Annotated in this window: 23 protein-coding genes; 17 read left to right on the forward strand and 6 right to left on the reverse strand. The window is 52.3% G+C overall.

Annotation, left to right across the window (positions count from 1 at the left end; genetic code table 11):
* Positions 1-11 precede the first annotated feature (11 nt).
* From rpsE to ACKWMY_RS26895, 12 genes are all read left to right on the forward strand, one after another.
* Positions 12-512: a 30S ribosomal protein S5 gene (gene rpsE, locus ACKWMY_RS26840; protein WP_021182220.1), complete on the forward strand. Its 501-nt coding sequence runs from the start codon at positions 12-14 to the stop codon at positions 510-512.
* 6 nt (positions 513-518) lie between these two features.
* A complete protein-coding gene (rpmD, locus tag ACKWMY_RS26845) occupies positions 519-698 on the forward strand; it encodes a 50S ribosomal protein L30 (protein ID WP_004956161.1) in 180 nt (59 codons plus the stop codon).
* A gap of 3 nt (positions 699-701) precedes the next feature.
* A complete protein-coding gene (rplO, locus tag ACKWMY_RS26850; protein WP_021182219.1) occupies positions 702-1,136 on the forward strand; it encodes a 50S ribosomal protein L15 in 435 nt (144 codons plus the stop codon).
* An 8-nt stretch (positions 1,137-1,144) separates the two neighbouring features.
* Positions 1,145-2,476, forward strand: a complete 1,332-nt coding sequence (gene secY, locus ACKWMY_RS26855) for a preprotein translocase subunit SecY (protein ID WP_021182218.1) — start codon at positions 1,145-1,147, stop codon at positions 2,474-2,476.
* A gap of 33 nt (positions 2,477-2,509) precedes the next feature.
* Positions 2,510-2,626, forward strand: coding sequence for a 50S ribosomal protein L36 (gene rpmJ, locus ACKWMY_RS26860; protein ID WP_002227352.1), 117 nt, complete (start codon positions 2,510-2,512; stop codon positions 2,624-2,626).
* A gap of 146 nt (positions 2,627-2,772) precedes the next feature.
* Complete coding sequence (gene rpsM / locus ACKWMY_RS26865; RefSeq protein WP_021182217.1) at positions 2,773-3,129, forward strand: 30S ribosomal protein S13; 357 nt, start codon at positions 2,773-2,775, stop codon at positions 3,127-3,129.
* A 16-nt stretch (positions 3,130-3,145) separates the two neighbouring features.
* Positions 3,146-3,535, forward strand: a complete 390-nt coding sequence (rpsK, locus tag ACKWMY_RS26870) for a 30S ribosomal protein S11 (protein ID WP_004929731.1) — start codon at positions 3,146-3,148, stop codon at positions 3,533-3,535.
* Positions 3,536-3,568: 33 nt separating this feature from the next.
* Positions 3,569-4,189: a 30S ribosomal protein S4 gene (rpsD, locus tag ACKWMY_RS26875; protein ID WP_021182216.1), complete on the forward strand. Its 621-nt coding sequence runs from the start codon at positions 3,569-3,571 to the stop codon at positions 4,187-4,189.
* Positions 4,190-4,215: 26 nt separating this feature from the next.
* The gene (locus ACKWMY_RS26880; protein ID WP_002919219.1) at positions 4,216-5,205 is read left to right on the forward strand and encodes a DNA-directed RNA polymerase subunit alpha; all 990 of its coding nucleotides are present in this window, start codon (positions 4,216-4,218) and stop codon (positions 5,203-5,205) included.
* A gap of 40 nt (positions 5,206-5,245) precedes the next feature.
* The gene (gene rplQ, locus ACKWMY_RS26885; protein ID WP_004929726.1) at positions 5,246-5,635 is read left to right on the forward strand and encodes a 50S ribosomal protein L17; all 390 of its coding nucleotides are present in this window, start codon (positions 5,246-5,248) and stop codon (positions 5,633-5,635) included.
* Positions 5,636-5,786: 151 nt separating this feature from the next.
* Positions 5,787-6,218 carry a Zn(2+)-responsive transcriptional regulator gene (zntR, locus tag ACKWMY_RS26890; protein WP_039996322.1) on the forward strand — a complete coding sequence of 144 codons (432 nt, stop codon included), beginning with the start codon at positions 5,787-5,789 and terminating at the stop codon, positions 6,216-6,218.
* Positions 6,219-6,298: 80 nt separating this feature from the next.
* Positions 6,299-6,505, forward strand: coding sequence for an alternative ribosome-rescue factor A (locus ACKWMY_RS26895; RefSeq protein ID WP_021808122.1), 207 nt, complete (start codon positions 6,299-6,301; stop codon positions 6,503-6,505).
* Positions 6,506-6,556: 51 nt separating this feature from the next.
* On the opposite strand, the gene mscL is transcribed toward ACKWMY_RS26895, so the two are convergent.
* The 5 genes from mscL to def form a co-directional block, all read right to left on the reverse strand.
* Positions 6,557-6,973, reverse strand: coding sequence for a large-conductance mechanosensitive channel protein MscL (gene mscL / locus ACKWMY_RS26900; RefSeq protein WP_021808121.1), 417 nt, complete (start codon positions 6,971-6,973; stop codon positions 6,557-6,559).
* 138 nt (positions 6,974-7,111) lie between these two features.
* Positions 7,112-8,488, reverse strand: a complete 1,377-nt coding sequence (gene trkA, locus ACKWMY_RS26905) for a Trk system potassium transporter TrkA (RefSeq protein WP_021182211.1) — start codon at positions 8,486-8,488, stop codon at positions 7,112-7,114.
* A 70-nt stretch (positions 8,489-8,558) separates the two neighbouring features.
* On the reverse strand, positions 8,559-9,848 hold the full coding sequence (gene rsmB / locus ACKWMY_RS26910; protein ID WP_074032243.1) for a 16S rRNA (cytosine(967)-C(5))-methyltransferase RsmB: 1,290 nt from the start codon (positions 9,846-9,848) through the stop codon (positions 8,559-8,561).
* A gap of 72 nt (positions 9,849-9,920) precedes the next feature.
* Entirely contained in the window at positions 9,921-10,865 is a 945-nt protein-coding gene (gene fmt / locus ACKWMY_RS26915; RefSeq protein WP_261162009.1) for a methionyl-tRNA formyltransferase, read from the reverse strand.
* A 17-nt stretch (positions 10,866-10,882) separates the two neighbouring features.
* Positions 10,883-11,392, reverse strand: coding sequence for a peptide deformylase (gene def / locus ACKWMY_RS26920; protein WP_024485624.1), 510 nt, complete (start codon positions 11,390-11,392; stop codon positions 10,883-10,885).
* Between the two features lie 132 nt (positions 11,393-11,524).
* On the opposite strand from def, the gene dprA reads away from it, so the two are divergent.
* From dprA to aroE, 5 genes are read left to right on the forward strand one after another with little or no spacing between them, the layout of a single operon-like run.
* Positions 11,525-12,646, forward strand: a complete 1,122-nt coding sequence (dprA, locus tag ACKWMY_RS26925) for a DNA-protecting protein DprA (RefSeq protein ID WP_409487390.1) — start codon at positions 11,525-11,527, stop codon at positions 12,644-12,646.
* Positions 12,618-13,091: a DUF494 family protein gene (locus ACKWMY_RS26930; protein ID WP_021182206.1), complete on the forward strand. Its 474-nt coding sequence runs from the start codon at positions 12,618-12,620 to the stop codon at positions 13,089-13,091. The genes dprA and ACKWMY_RS26930 overlap by 29 nt, the downstream gene beginning before the upstream one ends.
* Before the next feature lie 25 nt (positions 13,092-13,116).
* Positions 13,117-13,662 (forward strand): type I DNA topoisomerase, encoded by a 546-nt coding sequence (locus ACKWMY_RS26935; protein ID WP_024531126.1) that lies wholly within the window; start codon positions 13,117-13,119, stop codon positions 13,660-13,662.
* A 7-nt stretch (positions 13,663-13,669) separates the two neighbouring features.
* Positions 13,670-14,239 carry an L-threonylcarbamoyladenylate synthase type 1 TsaC gene (tsaC, locus tag ACKWMY_RS26940; protein ID WP_409487391.1) on the forward strand — a complete coding sequence of 190 codons (570 nt, stop codon included), beginning with the start codon at positions 13,670-13,672 and terminating at the stop codon, positions 14,237-14,239.
* A gap of 11 nt (positions 14,240-14,250) precedes the next feature.
* Entirely contained in the window at positions 14,251-15,069 is an 819-nt protein-coding gene (gene aroE, locus ACKWMY_RS26945) for a shikimate dehydrogenase (protein WP_024531124.1), read from the forward strand.
* Between the two features lie 34 nt (positions 15,070-15,103).
* Here aroE and ACKWMY_RS26950 read toward each other — a convergent pair whose 3' ends face one another.
* On the reverse strand, positions 15,104-15,646 hold the full coding sequence (locus tag ACKWMY_RS26950) for a gamma carbonic anhydrase family protein (protein WP_409487392.1): 543 nt from the start codon (positions 15,644-15,646) through the stop codon (positions 15,104-15,106).
* Between the last annotated feature and the right edge of the window lie 182 nt (positions 15,647-15,828).

Consider the following 15,828-nt stretch of genomic DNA (forward strand, 5'->3'; position numbering starts at 1 on the left):
AGAGGTTTAAGATGGCTCACATCGAAAAACAAGCTGGCGAACTGCAGGAAAAGCTGATCGCGGTAAACCGCGTATCTAAAACCGTAAAAGGTGGCCGTATTTTCAGCTTTACCGCACTGACAGTAGTTGGTGATGGTAACGGTCGCGTTGGTTTTGGCTACGGCAAAGCACGCGAAGTTCCAGCAGCGATCCAGAAAGCGATGGAAAAAGCCCGTCGCAACATGATGAATGTCGCGCTGAACGGCGGCACCCTGCAGCACCCTGTTAAAGGTGCTCATACGGGTTCCCGTGTGTTCATGCAGCCAGCTCATGAAGGTACCGGTATCATCGCGGGTGGTGCAATGCGCGCCGTTCTCGAAGTTGCTGGGGTGCACAACGTACTGGCTAAAGCTTATGGTTCCACCAACCCGATCAACGTGGTTCGTGCAACTATCGACGCTTTGGCTAATATGAAGTCTCCTGAAATGGTCGCTGCCAAGCGTGGTAAATCCGTTGCAGACATTCTGGGGTAATTGACCATGGCTAAGACTATCAAAGTTACACAAGTTCGCAGCTCCATTGGCCGTCTGCCGAAGCATAAAGCTACACTGCTCGGTCTGGGTCTGCGTCGTATTGGTCACACCGTAGAGCGCGAGGATACTCCTGCTGTACGCGGTATGATCAACCTGGTTTCCTACATGGTTAAGGTTGAGGAGTAACAGATGCGTTTAAATACTCTGTCTCCGGCTGAAGGTGCCAAGCATGCGCCTAAGCGTGTAGGTCGTGGTATTGGTTCTGGCCTGGGTAAAACCGCCGGTCGTGGTCACAAAGGTCAGAACTCACGTTCTGGCGGTGGCGTACGTCGTGGGTTTGAAGGTGGTCAGATGCCTTTATATCGTCGTTTGCCGAAATTCGGCTTCACCTCTCGCAAAGCTATGATCACGGCAGAAGTTCGTCTGTCTGAACTGGCTCTTGTAGAAGGCGACGTAATCGACCTGAACACGCTGAAAGCCGCTAACGTTGTTGGTACCCAGATCGAGTTCGCGAAAGTTATGCTTTCTGGCGAAATCACTCGTCCGGTTACCCTGCGTGGTCTGCGTGTCACCAAAGGCGCTCGTGTTGCTATCGAGGCTGCTGGCGGTAAAATTGAGGAATAAGTAAGCTGATGGCTAAGCAACCAGGATTAGATTTTCAAAGTGCTAAAGGCGGACTCGGTGAGCTGAAGCGCAGACTTTTGTTTGTTATCGGCGCGCTGATTGTTTTCCGCATTGGCTCTTTCATTCCGATTCCTGGTATCGATGCCACTGTGCTTGCCAAACTGCTCGAACAGCAGAGAGGCACCATCATTGAAATGTTTAACATGTTCTCTGGTGGTGCTCTCAGCCGTGCTTCTATTTTTGCTCTGGGGATCATGCCGTACATTTCGGCCTCGATCATTATCCAGTTACTGACGGTGGTTCACCCAGCGTTGGCGGAAATCAAGAAAGAAGGGGAGGCTGGCCGTCGCAAGATTAGCCAGTACACCCGCTACGGTACGCTGGTGTTGGCCATATTCCAGTCGATCGGTATTGCTACCGGTCTGCCGAATATGCCTGGTATGCAGGGCCTGGTGTTAAACCCAGGCTTTGCGTTCTACTTTACTGCGGTTGTGAGTCTGGTTACCGGGACAATGTTCCTGATGTGGCTGGGCGAGCAGATTACTGAGCGTGGTATCGGTAACGGTATCTCAATCATTATCTTCGCGGGTATTGTGGCGGGTCTTCCGCCGGCTGTTGGCCATACTATTGAGCAAGCTCGGCAAGGCGACCTGCACTTCCTCTTGTTGCTGTTGGTTGCAGTATTAGTGTTTGCAGTAACCTTCTTCGTTGTTTTCATTGAACGTGGTCAACGTCGTATCGTCGTTAACTATGCGAAACGTCAACAGGGTCGTCGTGTTTACGCAGCACAGAGCACACACTTACCGTTGAAAGTGAACATGGCAGGGGTAATCCCGGCAATCTTCGCTTCCAGCATTATTCTGTTCCCTGCCACGATTGCATCATGGTTTGGGGGCGGTACCGGTTGGAACTGGCTGACAACGATTTCGCTGTATTTGCAGCCTGGACAACCGCTTTATGTGTTACTCTATGCGTCTGCAATCATCTTCTTCTGTTTCTTCTACACGGCGTTGGTTTTCAACCCGCGTGAAACAGCAGATAACCTGAAGAAGTCCGGTGCCTTCGTACCAGGAATTCGTCCGGGAGAGCAAACGGCGAAATATATCGATAAAGTGATGACGCGTTTAACCCTGGTGGGCGCGATGTACATTACTTTCATCTGCCTGATCCCGGAGTTCATGCGTGATGCAATGAAAGTACCATTCTACTTTGGTGGTACCTCGCTACTGATCGTTGTTGTCGTCATCATGGACTTTATGGCTCAAGTGCAAACTCTGATGATGTCAAGTCAGTACGAGTCTGCATTGAAGAAAGCAAACCTGAAAGGCTATAACCGCTAATCTGGTGCGTTTGAGAAGTTACGGAGAGTAAAAATGAAAGTTCGTGCTTCCGTCAAGAAATTATGTCGTAACTGCAAAATCGTTAAGCGTAACGGTGTCGTTCGTGTGATTTGCAGCGCCGAGCCGAAGCATAAACAGCGTCAAGGCTGATTATCTCGCATATTTTTCTTGCAAAGTTGGGTTGAGCTGGCTAGATTAGCCAGCCAATCTTTTGTATGTAGCTGCAACATTATTTGAGTATCCTGAAAACGGGCTTTTCAGAATGGTGTTGCCGTAAAAATTAGTAGGAGTGCATAGTGGCCCGTATAGCAGGCATTAACATTCCTGATCATAAACATACCGTTATCGCGTTAACGTCGATCTTCGGAATCGGCAAAACTCGTTCACAGTCTATCTGTGCTGAGACGGGTATTGCTGAAAATGTTAAGATCAGTGAGCTGTCTGAAGAGCAAATTGAACAACTGCGTGAAGCAGTTGCCAAATTCACTGTTGAAGGTGATTTGCGTCGTGAAGTTACCCTGAGCATCAAGCGTCTGATGGATCTTGGTACATACCGTGGTTTACGCCATCGTCGTGGTCTGCCAGTTCGCGGTCAGCGTACTAAGACCAACGCACGTACCCGTAAGGGTCCGCGTAAACCGATCAAGAAATAATCGGGGTGATTGAATAATGGCAAAGGCACCTGTTCGTACACGTAAGCGTGTAAGAAAACAAGTCTCTGACGGCGTGGCTCATATCCATGCTTCTTTCAACAACACCATTGTGACTATTACCGATCGTCAGGGTAATGCTTTGGGTTGGGCAACAGCCGGTGGTTCCGGTTTCCGTGGTTCTCGTAAGTCAACTCCGTTTGCAGCTCAGGTTGCAGCCGAGCGTTGTGCTGACGCAGTTAAAGAATACGGTATCAAGAACCTGGAAGTTATGGTCAAAGGACCTGGTCCTGGTCGTGAGTCTACTATCCGCGCTCTGAACGCGGCTGGTTTCCGCATCACTAATATTACTGATGTGACTCCGATTCCTCATAACGGTTGTCGTCCACCGAAAAAGCGTCGCGTGTAACGCCCCTGCTTTTCGGATTGTTGGAGAAAGAAAATGGCAAGATATTTGGGTCCTAAGCTCAAGCTTAGCCGCCGCGAGGGCACAGACCTGTTCCTGAAGTCTGGCGTTCGCGCGATAGATTCAAAGTGCAAAATTGAACAGCCACCTGGTCAACACGGTGCGCGTAAACCGCGTCTGTCTGACTACGGTGTACAGTTACGTGAAAAGCAAAAAGTTCGCCGTATGTACGGTGTTCTGGAGCGTCAGTTCCGTAACTATTACAAAGCAGCAACCCGCCTGAAAGGCAACACCGGTGAAAACCTGTTGACCCTTCTGGAAGGTCGTCTGGACAACGTAGTTTACCGTATGGGCTTCGGCGCCACTCGTGCAGAATCACGTCAGCTGGTTAGCCATAAAGCCGTTATGGTAAATGGTCGCGTTGTTAACATCGCTTCTTATCAGGTATCTCCGAATGACGTAGTCAGCATCCGCGAGAAAGCTAAAAAGCAGTCTCGTGTTAAGGCTTCTCTGGAGCTGGCTGAGCAGCGTGAAAAGCCGACTTGGCTGGAAGTTGATGCTGCGAAGATGGAAGGTGTGTTCAAACGTATTCCTGAACGTACCGATCTGTCCGCCGACATTAACGAACACCTGATCGTCGAGCTTTACTCCAAGTAAGGCTTGAGTTTCAAAGAGAGGACACAATGCAGGGTTCTGTGACAGAGTTTCTAAAACCGCGCCTGGTAGATATCGAGCAAGTCAGTTCGACGCACGCCAAGGTGACCCTTGAGCCGTTAGAGCGTGGCTTTGGCCATACTCTTGGCAACGCACTGCGCCGTATTCTGCTTTCATCTATGCCGGGTTGCGCGGTGACCGAGGTTGAGATTGATGGTGTACTACATGAGTACAGCACCAAAGAAGGCGTACAGGAAGATATCCTGGAGATCTTGCTCAACCTGAAAGGGCTGGCGGTGAGAGTTCAAGGGAAAGATGAAGTTATTCTTACCCTGAATAAATCTGGCATTGGCCCTGTGACCGCTGCCGACATTACCCATGATGGTGATGTCGAAATCGTCAAGCCGCAGCACGTTATCTGCCACCTGACCGATGAGAACGCTGCTATCAGCATGCGTATCAAAGTTCAGCGCGGTCGTGGTTATGTGCCGGCTTCTGCCCGAATTCATTCGGAAGAAGATGAGCGCCCGATTGGTCGTCTGTTGGTTGACGCCTGCTATAGCCCTGTAGAGCGTATTGCCTACAATGTTGAAGCAGCGCGTGTAGAACAGCGTACCGACCTGGACAAGCTGGTCATCGAGATGGAAACCAATGGCACGATCGATCCTGAAGAGGCGATCCGCCGTGCGGCAACCATTCTGGCTGAACAACTGGAAGCTTTCGTTGACCTACGTGATGTACGTCAGCCGGAAGTGAAAGAAGAGAAACCAGAGTTCGATCCGATCCTGCTGCGCCCTGTTGACGATCTGGAATTGACTGTCCGCTCTGCTAACTGCCTTAAGGCAGAAGCTATCCACTACATCGGTGATCTGGTACAGCGTACCGAGGTTGAGCTGTTGAAAACGCCTAACCTGGGTAAAAAATCTCTTACTGAGATTAAAGACGTGCTGGCTTCCCGTGGACTTTCTCTGGGCATGCGCCTGGAAAATTGGCCACCGGCTAGCATTGCTGACGAGTAACCGGATCACAGGTTAAGGTTTTACTGAGAAGGATAAGGTCATGCGCCATCGTAAGAGTGGTCGTCAACTGAACCGTAACAGCAGCCATCGCCAGGCTATGTTCCGTAACATGGCCGGCTCTTTGGTTCGTCATGAGATCATCAAGACGACCCTGCCAAAAGCGAAAGAGCTGCGTCGCGTTGTTGAGCCGCTGATTACTCTTGCCAAGACCGACAGCGTTGCTAATCGTCGTCTGGCATTCGCCCGTACTCGTGATAACGAGATCGTGGCAAAACTGTTTAACGAGCTAGGCCCGCGTTTTGCGAGCCGTGCCGGTGGTTACACTCGCATTCTGAAGTGTGGCTTCCGCGCAGGCGACAACGCGCCGATGGCATACATCGAGCTGGTTGATCGTGCTGAGTCTCAAGCAGAAGTAGCAACTGCAGAGTAATCTGTGGAAGCGTAAAAAAACCGGGCTTGCCCGGTTTTTTTACGTCTGTAGCTAGCCAAATGCGCTTTCCTCTCCCTGCAATGCTTAAGATCCTTCCCCACATCCGCTATGCTCAGGCTATCAGTGATAAGTGCAACACGGAGAAGTCATGATGTTCAAAATTGGGCAATTAGCCAAGTTGGCTGACGTAACGCCAGATACGGTGCGCTATTACGAGAAGCAAGGCATGATGGATCACCACGTTCGTACCGAAGGCGGCTATCGGCTGTATAGCGATCAGGACTTACAGCGCCTGCGTTTTATCCGCTATGCCAAGCAGCTGGGCTTCACGCTGGAAACTATCGCCGAGTTGCTGTCGATCCGTGTGGATCCAGAGCATCACACCTGCGAAGAGTCGAAGTCTATCGTTGATGCGCGGCTGCATGAGGTTGAAAGCAAACTGACCGAGTTAACCAGAATGCGTGAGTCGCTGAAAAGGCTCAGCGATGCCTGCTGTGGTAGCGAGCACACCAGTAACTATTGCTCGATTCTGGAGGCTTTGGAGCAGGGAGCCAGCGAAGAGAAAGCCAAAAGTGCGGTTTAACGGCGTATAGGGCTTTAATTTTTATCTGGCCAGCAGTATTATCGGCGCGTTTATTATCACCAACCAACAGGAAGACCAAAATGACTCAATATCGTCATACCAAAGGCAAGATCCAGGACAATGCCATTGAGGCGTTGCTACACGATCCTCTTTTCCGCCAACGGGTAGAAAAGAACAGTAAAGGGAAAGGTAGCTATCGGCGTAAAGACAAACATGCAAAAGGCGGTAACTGGGAGGCCAGTGGTAAATTGCCCAACGACAATTTACCACTGGCCTTCTGGTTTTAAGCCACAAAAAAGCCATCTTGAAAGATGGCTTTTAGCGTTATAAGCGGTGAATTACAGCTTGGGTTGCTGTTGCTGACTCAGCAGATCGCGGATTTCTGTCAGCAGCTTCTCTTCTGCGGTTGGCGCAGGCGGTGCGGCTGGCTCTTCAACTTCTTTACGGCGCATTTTGTTCATCAACTTGATGGCCATAAAGATCGCAAAGGCGACGATCACGAAATCAAAGATATTCTGCAGGAAGGAGCCATAGTTCATCACTACCGCTGGGACATTATCTTTGGCTTCACGCAGTACCAGATGGAACTGTTTGAAATCAACGCCACCGATCAGCAGCCCCAAAGGTGGCATGATGATGTCGGCAACCAGAGAAGAAACGATTTTGCCGAATGCCGCACCAATGATCACACCCACTGCCAGATCGACCACGTTGCCACGCATGGCAAATTCGCGGAACTCTTTTAACATACCCATCAGAACACCCCTCAAAAAATTAGTAACGCAATTTTAACAAAGCAATTCCCCTTTGACACAATCAGTATAGGAAAATTTTTTGTTTTTCCTAATTCTCTACTGGGATGTATCAAAAAATCATTCGCATAATTTAAGTATCTATAAGAAGAACGGGCTTGGTTGGAACAGGCGCTCAACGTCTGGCACAAATTTCTTATCGGTAATAAACATGATCACGTGGTCACCTTGCTGGATCCGGCTGTTACCGTTGGCAATGATCACATCATCGCCGCGCACGATCGCGCCAATAGTGGTACCTGGTGGCAACTTAATCTCTTCGACCATACGGCCTACGACCTTGGAGGTGCTTTCATCGCCATGGGCAATCGCTTCAATGGCTTCGGCAACGCCGCGGCGCAGAGAAGAGACGCTGACAATATCGGCTTTACGTACGTGGCCCAGCAGCGCGGAGATAGTGGCCTGCTGCGGAGAAATTGCGATATCAATTACGCTGCCCTGGACCAGATCGACATAGGCACGGCGCTGGATCAATACCATCACCTTTTTGGCGCCCATACGTTTGGCCAGCATGGCAGACATGATATTGGCTTCGTCATCGTTGGTGATGGCGATAAACACGTCTACCTGCTCGACATGCTCTTCGGCCAGCAGCTCCTGATCGGAGGCATCACCGTAAAACACGATGGTATCGTGCAGTTGCTCTGCCAGTTCGGCGGCACGTTGCTGGTTTTTCTCAATCAGCTTCACGTTGTACGATTTTTCCAACCGATGCGCCAGTCCGGCACCCACGTTACCACCACCGACGATCATGATGCGTTTGTAGGGCTTTTCGAGCCGCTGCAGCTCACTCATTACCGCGCGGATATGCTGTGATGCGGCAACAAAGAACACCTCATCGCCAGCTTCGATAATAGTAGAGCCTTGTGGGCGGATCGGGCGGTCATGACGGAAAATTGCCGCCACGCGAGTATCGATATGTGGCATATGCTCACGCATGGCAGACAGAGCATTTCCCACCAGTGGGCCGCCATAATAGGCCTTCACCGCGGCGATGCTGACCTTGCCGTCGGCAAAGTTCACCACCTGCAAGGCGCCAGGGTATTCGATCAGCTTGTAGATGTAATCGATAACCAACTGCTCCGGCGAGATCAGGTGGTCGATGGGTACCGCCTCCGGATGGAATAGCTTCTCGGACTCACGGATATAATCTGGCGCCCGGATCCGTGCAATACGATTCGGAGTGTTAAACAGCGTATAAGCGATCTGACAGGCGACCATATTGGTTTCGTCAGAGTTAGTGACGGCAACCAGCATATCGGCATCTTCGGCACCGGCTTCACGTAATACGCGTGGATGGGAGCCGTGCCCCTGGACGACGCGCAGGTCAAACTTGTCTTGCAACTGGCGTAGGCGCCCGGTGTCGGTATCAACCACGGTGATATCGTTATTTTCACCCACCAGGTTTTCAGCCAGTGTTCCGCCAACTTGCCCTGCGCCAAGAATAATTATTTTCATCGATTTCTCTGCTCGATCTGCGACGGCCGTGGCCGAAAGGTGAGAACGCCCGCAGGCGCTCCCTGAACAGTTATATTTTAATCAGCTTAGCGTAAAAGAAACCATCGCCATCCTCAGGATGAGGCAGATTCTGTTTACCTGGTGATTGCGTGTCGCCGGTTTCAACCAGCTTGGCATCGCCGTGACGTTGCAGGAACGCGGCTATCTGTTCGCTATTTTCCTGCGGCAGAATAGAGCAGGTTGCATAAACCATTACGCCACCGGATTTCAGGCGTGGCCAGATAGCTTCCAGAATTTCACTCTGTAAAGCGGCCAGTTCGGTGATATCGCTGTCACGACGTAGCCATTTGATATCCGGGTGGCGGCGAATAACACCGGTGGCGGAGCAAGGGGCATCCAACAGGATACGGTCGAACTGTTGGTCACCGCACCACTCTTGCGGGGTACGGCCATCACCCTGGCGAACTTCTGCATGTTGGCGCAGGCGCTGCAGGTTTTCTTTCACCCGGCTTAAACGCTGTTCGTCGATATCCACGGCGAGCACGTGAGCTTTGGGAGCGGCCTCCAGAATATGGGTCGTTTTGCCGCCGGGGGCTGCACAAAGATCGAGGATCTGCTCACCGTCTTGCGGATCCAACAGATCAACGCAACCTTGAGCGGAGGCGTCTTGTACCGTTACCCAGCCCTCGGAGAAACCGGGCAAATCCGTTACTGGGCACGGAGCCAGTAAGCGAACTGCGTCGCGATACTCCGCATGAGGCTCGGCGGTAATACCTGCCTGCTGCATAAGCTGCAGATAATCTTCACGGGTATGGTGAAGACGATTGACGCGCAGCCACATTGGCGGCTTCTGATTATTGGCATCAACGATCTGCTCCCACTGTGCCGGATAAGCCAGTTTGATGCGTTTAAGCAACCAGCTTGGATGCAGATAGCGGCTTTCGTTATTGGCAGCACGTGCCAGCAGCTCTTCTTGCTGGCGTTGGAACTGGCGCAGTACCCCGTTAATCAATCCCTTCAGCTGTGGACGCTTCAAGGCGACCGCGCCTTCAACCGTTTCGGCTAATACCGCGTGTGGTGGTATACGGGTATACAGTAGCTGATACAGGCCAACCATCAGCAAATAGTGCAAAGGGCGCTGTTTGCCGGTCATGGGCTTTGCCATCAACTGCTGGATGCACCATTCGAGCTGCGGCAGCACCCGCAGCGTACCAAAACAGAGTTCCTGCAATAGCCCACGGTCTTTGTCAGAAATATTCTTTTGTAATGCGGGCAAAATGGTGCTGAGCGACTGCCCTTGATCCAGTACCTGGCCGATGGCCTTGGCTGCAATGCTTCGGAGATTGTAATTGTTTTTCATAGGCTAAGGCGGATTACGATCGGCATTAAGAAACGAACAGCCCGGCAACAATGGCCGGGCAATGGGAGTGGCTTATAACCGGTTGCCCGGCGTGAACCATTCGCGGCGAGAATTCAGTAAATCTTGTGCCGACATCGGTTTTTTACCGGCAGGCTGGAGCTGCGTGAGGTTGAGAATACCTTGCGCGGTAGCCACCTGAATGCCGTGCTTGTCGGCGTGCACGATAGTACCTGGTTCTGCGTTGGCGGTTTCCGCCAGCACGGTTGCCTGCCAGACTTTCACCGGTTGATCGTCGATGGTGAAATAGCTGATTGGCCAAGGGTTAAAAGCACGAATACAGCGTTCCAACTGTTCGGCGGAAAGGCTCCAGTCCAGGCGTGCTTCTTCTTTGCTCAGCTTTTCTGCGTAGGTCACCAGCGCTTCGTCTTGAACTTCGCGCTGCACCGTACCCGCCGCCAATTGCTGCAAGGTGATCAGCAGCCCTTGTGGCCCCAGTTCTGCCAGCTTGTTGTACAGGCTGGCACTGGTATCTGTGGCTTCGATCGGGCATGCGATCTTGTGCATCATGTCGCCGGTATCGAGACCCACGTCCATTTGCATGATGGTTACGCCAGTTTCGCCATCGCCAGCCCATAAAGCGCGTTGGATCGGTGCCGCACCGCGCCAGCGTGGCAGCAGAGAGCCATGTACGTTGATGCAGCCCAGGCGCGGCATATCCAGCACGGCTTTTGGCAGGATCAGCCCATAGGCAACCACCACCATCACGTCCGCATTCAGGTCGGCAACCAGGTGCTGATTCTCTTGCGGGCGCAGTGACTTAGGTTGGAAAACGGGGATTTGATGCTGTTCGGCCAGCATCTTGACCGGGCTTGGCGTCAATTTGTTACCGCGGCCTGCGGGGCGATCGGGCTGGGTGAAGACGCCGACCACCTGATGCCCAGATGACAACAGCGCGTCTAGGTGACGCGCTGCAAAGTCTGGTGTTCCGGCAAAAATAATCCGTAAAGAGTCAGACACGTTGATTTCCTGATCGGTTAGGCGCGAGCTTCAAGCTTGGCCATTTTTTCCAGTTTCTGACGGATACGTTGGCGTTTCAACGGCGACAGGTAATCGACAAACAGTTTGCCAACCAGATGATCCATTTCGTGCTGGATACAGATTGCCAGCAGGTCATCGGCCTCAAGCTCAAAAGGTTGTCCTTCACGATTGAGGGCACGGATCTTCACTTTCTCTGCGCGTGGCACCAGGGCGCGTTGCTCAGGGATAGAAAGGCAGCCTTCTTCGATACCGGTTTCACCGCTTTTTTCCAGCAGTTCCGGGTTGATCAACACCAAGCGTTGATCGCGGTTTTCAGAAACGTCGATGACGATAATGCGCTGATGAATATCGACCTGTGTCGCAGCCAGGCCAATACCTTCCTCTGCGTACATGGTTTCAAACATATCATCCACGATGCGCTGGACATCTGCATTGACTTCTTTTACCGGGGCTGCAATTTTGCGTAGCCGCTCGTCTGGGAAATGTAATACCTGCAAGACTGACATATATCTTAAGATCTGTATCCGAGTGATGAACAGTGATTAGCTTCTATTCTAGACATTTCTTGGCCTGATTGACAGCATCCCAGACCAATTGCACGAATTGGTAATCCCCTAATTACAGCGAGGGAATGCTCCATGGGGCCAGAAGAAATCGCTCTACGTATGCATGCGGTGACAAAGATCGACGCACTGCAAGCCAGCCAGATTATCGATCGCCTGATTGCCGAAGGCGGCGATCCTTATCGGTTGCTTAAGCCTCTGGGGCTGAATGACCAGCAGCAAAAGCAGTTTCGGCGTGGGCATGGGCAGTATCTCAAGGCAACGCTCAAGTGGCTGGAGCAGTTGGGTAATCAGATGGTGCGGTACGGTGAGCCAGCGTTTCCCGAACTCTTGGCACATATCGATGACGCGCCGTTATTACTGATGGTGCAGGGGGATGTAGAGGCTTTGCAACAGCCGCAAATCGCCATGGTGGGTAGCCGCCAGTTCAGCCACTATGGCGAACAGTGGGGCAGTTACTTTGCCAGCGGTTTGGTGCATTGCGGTTTCGCCATCACCAGCGGCTTGGCGATTGGCATTGACGGGATCTGTCACCGTGCAACCTTGGAGGCCGAAGGGGTCACCATTGCGGTATTGGGCAGCGGCCTGGCAAATATCTACCCACGCCGCCATCGCCGGCTGGCCGAGCAAATCATTGAGCAGGGCGGAGCGGTGATTTCCGAGCATCTGGCTACCGATTTGCCGCTGGCGGCTCATTTTCCACGTCGCAACCGTATTATCAGTGGGTTAAGTGCGGGCGTGGTGGTCATAGAGGCTTCACTGCGTAGCGGGTCGCTGATCACTGCGCGTTACGCGTTGGAACAGGGGCGCGAAGTGTTTGCCCTGCCGGGGGCATTGGGTAACCCGATGAGCGAGGGATCTCATTGGTTGATCCAGCAGGGGGCCAGCCTGGTCACCGGCCCAAAAGATATTGCAGAACAGCTGGGAAGTGGGTTGCAATGGCTGTCCGTGAACGAAAATACAACTATTTCTGCATCAGAGGCCGAAGTTGAATTGCCATTTGCCGATGTGTTGGCTAACGTAGGAGATGAGGTGACACCTGTTGACGTCGTCGCTGAACGTGCCGGCCAACCTGTGCCAGAGGTGGTAATCAAATTACTCGATCTGGAGTTAGCAGGTTGGATCGCAGCTGTACCCGGCGGCTATGTCCGAATAAGGAGGGCATGCCATGTTCGACGTACTCATGTATTTGTTTGAAACCTATATCCACAATGAGCCAGAGATGCACGTTGATCAGGATACCTTGACCGACGATCTTACCGAAGCAGGATTTGATCGTGATGATATCTTCAACGCGTTGAATTGGCTCGAAAAGCTTGCAGACCTCCAGGAAGGCGAGAATGCCCCTTATTTTATGGATGCCGATCCGCTGGCTATGCGGATCTACACCGAAGAAGAGAGCGTGCGTTTAGATGCCGGTTGCCGTGGTTTTCTCCTGTTCCTAGAACAGATCCAGGTATTGAACCTCGAAACCCGTGAAATGGTTATCGATCGTGTTATGGCTTTGGATAATACGGAATTTGATCTCGAAGATCTGAAATGGGTAGTGCTGATGGTGTTGTTCAATATCCCCGGATATGAGAGCGCCTATCAGCAGATGGAAGAACTGTTATTTGAAGTAAACGAAGGTTACCTGCACTGAGTAGGTAACAGGCATAGAAGACGTTATGACAAAACCAGCGATTTTTGCCGCGAGGCAAAATGAACCCTGTCCGGAATGCGGGGCCGAGTTGGTGATCCGCAGTGGTCGCCACGGCCCCTTCCTCGGCTGTTCTCAATATCCGCAGTGCGAATATATTCGGCCTTTGAAAGCGCAGGCGGATGGCCATATTGTCAAAGTGCTTGAGGGCCAGCAATGCCCGAAATGCCAGGCAACGCTGGTGTTACGCCAGGGGCGTTATGGCATGTTTATCGGTTGCAGCCACTATCCCGACTGCGATCACACCGAAGTGATCGACAAACCGGATGAAACCAGCATCGCCTGCCCTCAGTGTGGCCAAGGCCAACTGCTGCAGCGCAAATCTCGCTTTGGCAAGGTGTTCCATTCTTGCGATCGTTATCCGGAATGTCAGTTTGTGCTTAATTTTAAACCCGTCGCCGGTGAGTGTGCTTACTGCCACTATCCATTACTGATGGAAAAGCGCACGGCGAAAGGCCCAACGCTTTGCTGCGCCAGTAAACTGTGCGGAAAACCCGTCGCTATCTCAGAATAATCAAGCTATGAACCCAGAACAAACTTCCTCATTCGCGCCTATTATTGCCGCGCTGGAAAACCAGCAGGTGATTGCCTATCCAACAGAAGCGGTATTCGGTCTGGGGTGTGACCCAGATAGCGAACGGGCCGTCAAACAGCTATTGGCCTTGAAACAACGCCCGTGGGAAAAAGGCCTGATCCTGATCGCTGCCGATTATGCCCAGCTAGCGCCTTATATTGATGATGGCGCATTGAATGAGCAGCAGCTTGCCGCGATCTTTGCCAGTTGGCCTGGCCCGGTAACCTGGGTGATCCCGGCAAAACCGCAAACGCCAGCCTTGCTGACCGGTCGTTTTAATTCTTTGGCCGTGCGCGTCAGCGATCATCCTTTGGTGCAACAGCTGTGCCGCCAGTTCGGCAAGCCGCTGGTGTCAACCAGTGCCAACTTAAGCGGTGAGGAGCCGTGCCGCACCGTGGCTGAAGTGCAGCAGCAGTTTGGTGATGCTTTCCCGGTGCTGGTAGGTAACGTGGGTGGCCGGTTAAACCCTTCTGAAATCAGAGATGCTTTGACCGGTGAGCTGATCCGTCAGGGCTAGAGGCTAGATCTATGGAGAAGTTCGCGGTATTCGGTAACCCGATTGCTCACAGCAAGTCCCCCCGTATCCACGCGCTGTTTGCGCAACAGACCGGGATCGAACACCCCTACGGCACCGTGCTGGCTCCGTTGGACGGTTTTGTACCTACCTTGCAACGGTTTATTGCTGCTGGTGGCCAAGGGGCCAACGTCACCGTCCCTTTTAAAGAATGTGCCTATGAGGCAGCAAGCGAACTTAGTGAAAGGGCGGCAATGGCCGGTGCGGTGAATACGCTAAAGGTTTTGCCCGATGGAAAGCTGCTGGGGGATAACACTGACGGTATCGGTTTGCTGTCTGATCTTGAACGCCAGCAGTTGATTCGGCCAGATGACCGCGTGTTGCTGGTTGGGGCGGGTGGGGCAGCGCGTGGTGTGATCCTGCCGCTGCTCTCTTTTGGCTGTGAAGTGGTGTTGACTAACCGCACCTTCAGCCGCGCTGAGGAGTTGGCTGCGGCGTTCCGCCATCTGGGGGAGATCGCCGCCTTGCCGCTGGATCGGCTGGATCAACAGCATTTTGATTTAGTGATCAACGCGACAGCATCAGGATTCAAGGGGGAGATCCCCGCACTGCCTGACAGCATTATCCACAGCACGACACGGTGCTATGACATGTTCTACCAACAGGGCGGCACCCCATTCCTGGCTTGGGCGCAGCAGTTGGGGGCGCAACATTATGCGGACGGTTTAGGCATGCTGGTGGGGCAGGCTGCCCATGCTTTCTTTTTATGGCATGGTGTGATGCCGGAGATTGAACCGGTATTGCAGCAATTACGTCAGGAAATGGCAGTGTGATGGTTGCCCCGCTCTGGCAAGCAGGGCGGGGCAGTCAGATATCTTCACTGAGGTATTCGTCTTTCCAACGTACATAGTTATTGGCCGAATAGCGTAACCCTTCCAGTTCTGCCGGAGTCAAGGCTCTAACCCGGCGCGCAGGGCTGCCTACATATAAGTAGCCACTTTCCAGATGCTTGCCGGGGGCTACCAGGCTACCTGCACCAATCATCACATCTTCTTCTATTACGGCACCGTCGAGCAGAATGGAGCCCATTCCCACCAAAACGCGATTACCGATGGTACAGCCATGCAGCATGGCTTTATGCCCAACGGTGACATCCTCGCCGATCAGTAAAGGGTAACCCGCCGGATTATAATCGGATTGATGGGTGACATGCAGAATGCTGCCATCCTGGATATTACTGCGTGCGCCGATCTTTACCGCGTTGACATCACCGCGGATGGCAACCAAGGGCCAAACGCTGACGTCATCAGCCAGATCAACGTTGCCGATCACTACGCTGGAAGGATCGATCATGACGCGTTGGCCAATTTGAGGGGAGTAATGAAGATAAGGACGCACTGAATTGGACATGGGATTGCCTCGTATAAGGATCTTATTACCGGCAATATAGACTTTGACGGTGGAATTACAACCACTCAACACGGAGGATCGTTGGTAAAATGGCCTTGATCGGGCAAGATCCACACGAAGGGGCGGAAAAGTGCGCAGTCAGCAAGAAAAGATCTAAAAAGGGGTTGTGGAAAAAAATGGGA

This window comes from Serratia sp. J2 (assembly GCF_046269175.1).
GTDB classification, from domain to species: domain Bacteria; phylum Pseudomonadota; class Gammaproteobacteria; order Enterobacterales; family Enterobacteriaceae; genus Chania; species Chania fonticola_C.

What these genes read in the sequence shown, in the direction of transcription:
- rpsE (WP_021182220.1), top strand. Translation starts at nt 12, where the DNA reads ATGGCTCACATCGAAAAACAAGCTGGCGAACTGCAGGAAAAGCTGATC.
- rpmD (WP_004956161.1), top strand. Translation starts at nt 519, where the DNA reads ATGGCTAAGACTATCAAAGTTACACAAGTTCGCAGCTCCATTGGCCGT.
- rplO (WP_021182219.1), top strand. Translation starts at nt 702, where the DNA reads ATGCGTTTAAATACTCTGTCTCCGGCTGAAGGTGCCAAGCATGCGCCT.
- secY (WP_021182218.1), top strand. Translation starts at nt 1,145, where the DNA reads ATGGCTAAGCAACCAGGATTAGATTTTCAAAGTGCTAAAGGCGGACTC.
- rpmJ (WP_002227352.1), top strand. Translation starts at nt 2,510, where the DNA reads ATGAAAGTTCGTGCTTCCGTCAAGAAATTATGTCGTAACTGCAAAATC.
- rpsK (WP_004929731.1), top strand. Translation starts at nt 3,146, where the DNA reads ATGGCAAAGGCACCTGTTCGTACACGTAAGCGTGTAAGAAAACAAGTC.
- rpsD (WP_021182216.1), top strand. Translation starts at nt 3,569, where the DNA reads ATGGCAAGATATTTGGGTCCTAAGCTCAAGCTTAGCCGCCGCGAGGGC.
- ACKWMY_RS26880 (WP_002919219.1), top strand. Translation starts at nt 4,216, where the DNA reads ATGCAGGGTTCTGTGACAGAGTTTCTAAAACCGCGCCTGGTAGATATC.
- rplQ (WP_004929726.1), top strand. Translation starts at nt 5,246, where the DNA reads ATGCGCCATCGTAAGAGTGGTCGTCAACTGAACCGTAACAGCAGCCAT.
- zntR (WP_039996322.1), top strand. Translation starts at nt 5,787, where the DNA reads ATGTTCAAAATTGGGCAATTAGCCAAGTTGGCTGACGTAACGCCAGAT.
- ACKWMY_RS26895 (WP_021808122.1), top strand. Translation starts at nt 6,299, where the DNA reads ATGACTCAATATCGTCATACCAAAGGCAAGATCCAGGACAATGCCATT.
- mscL (WP_021808121.1), bottom strand. Translation starts at nt 6,973, where the DNA reads ATGGGTATGTTAAAAGAGTTCCGCGAATTTGCCATGCGTGGCAACGTG.
- trkA (WP_021182211.1), bottom strand. Translation starts at nt 8,488, where the DNA reads ATGAAAATAATTATTCTTGGCGCAGGGCAAGTTGGCGGAACACTGGCT.
- rsmB (WP_074032243.1), bottom strand. Translation starts at nt 9,848, where the DNA reads ATGAAAAACAATTACAATCTCCGAAGCATTGCAGCCAAGGCCATCGGC.
- def (WP_024485624.1), bottom strand. Translation starts at nt 11,392, where the DNA reads ATGTCAGTCTTGCAGGTATTACATTTCCCAGACGAGCGGCTACGCAAA.
- dprA (WP_409487390.1), top strand. Translation starts at nt 11,525, where the DNA reads ATGGGGCCAGAAGAAATCGCTCTACGTATGCATGCGGTGACAAAGATC.
- ACKWMY_RS26930 (WP_021182206.1), top strand. Translation starts at nt 12,618, where the DNA reads ATGTTCGACGTACTCATGTATTTGTTTGAAACCTATATCCACAATGAG.
- ACKWMY_RS26935 (WP_024531126.1), top strand. Translation starts at nt 13,117, where the DNA reads ATGACAAAACCAGCGATTTTTGCCGCGAGGCAAAATGAACCCTGTCCG.
- tsaC (WP_409487391.1), top strand. Translation starts at nt 13,670, where the DNA reads ATGAACCCAGAACAAACTTCCTCATTCGCGCCTATTATTGCCGCGCTG.
- aroE (WP_024531124.1), top strand. Translation starts at nt 14,251, where the DNA reads ATGGAGAAGTTCGCGGTATTCGGTAACCCGATTGCTCACAGCAAGTCC.
- ACKWMY_RS26950 (WP_409487392.1), bottom strand. Translation starts at nt 15,646, where the DNA reads ATGTCCAATTCAGTGCGTCCTTATCTTCATTACTCCCCTCAAATTGGC.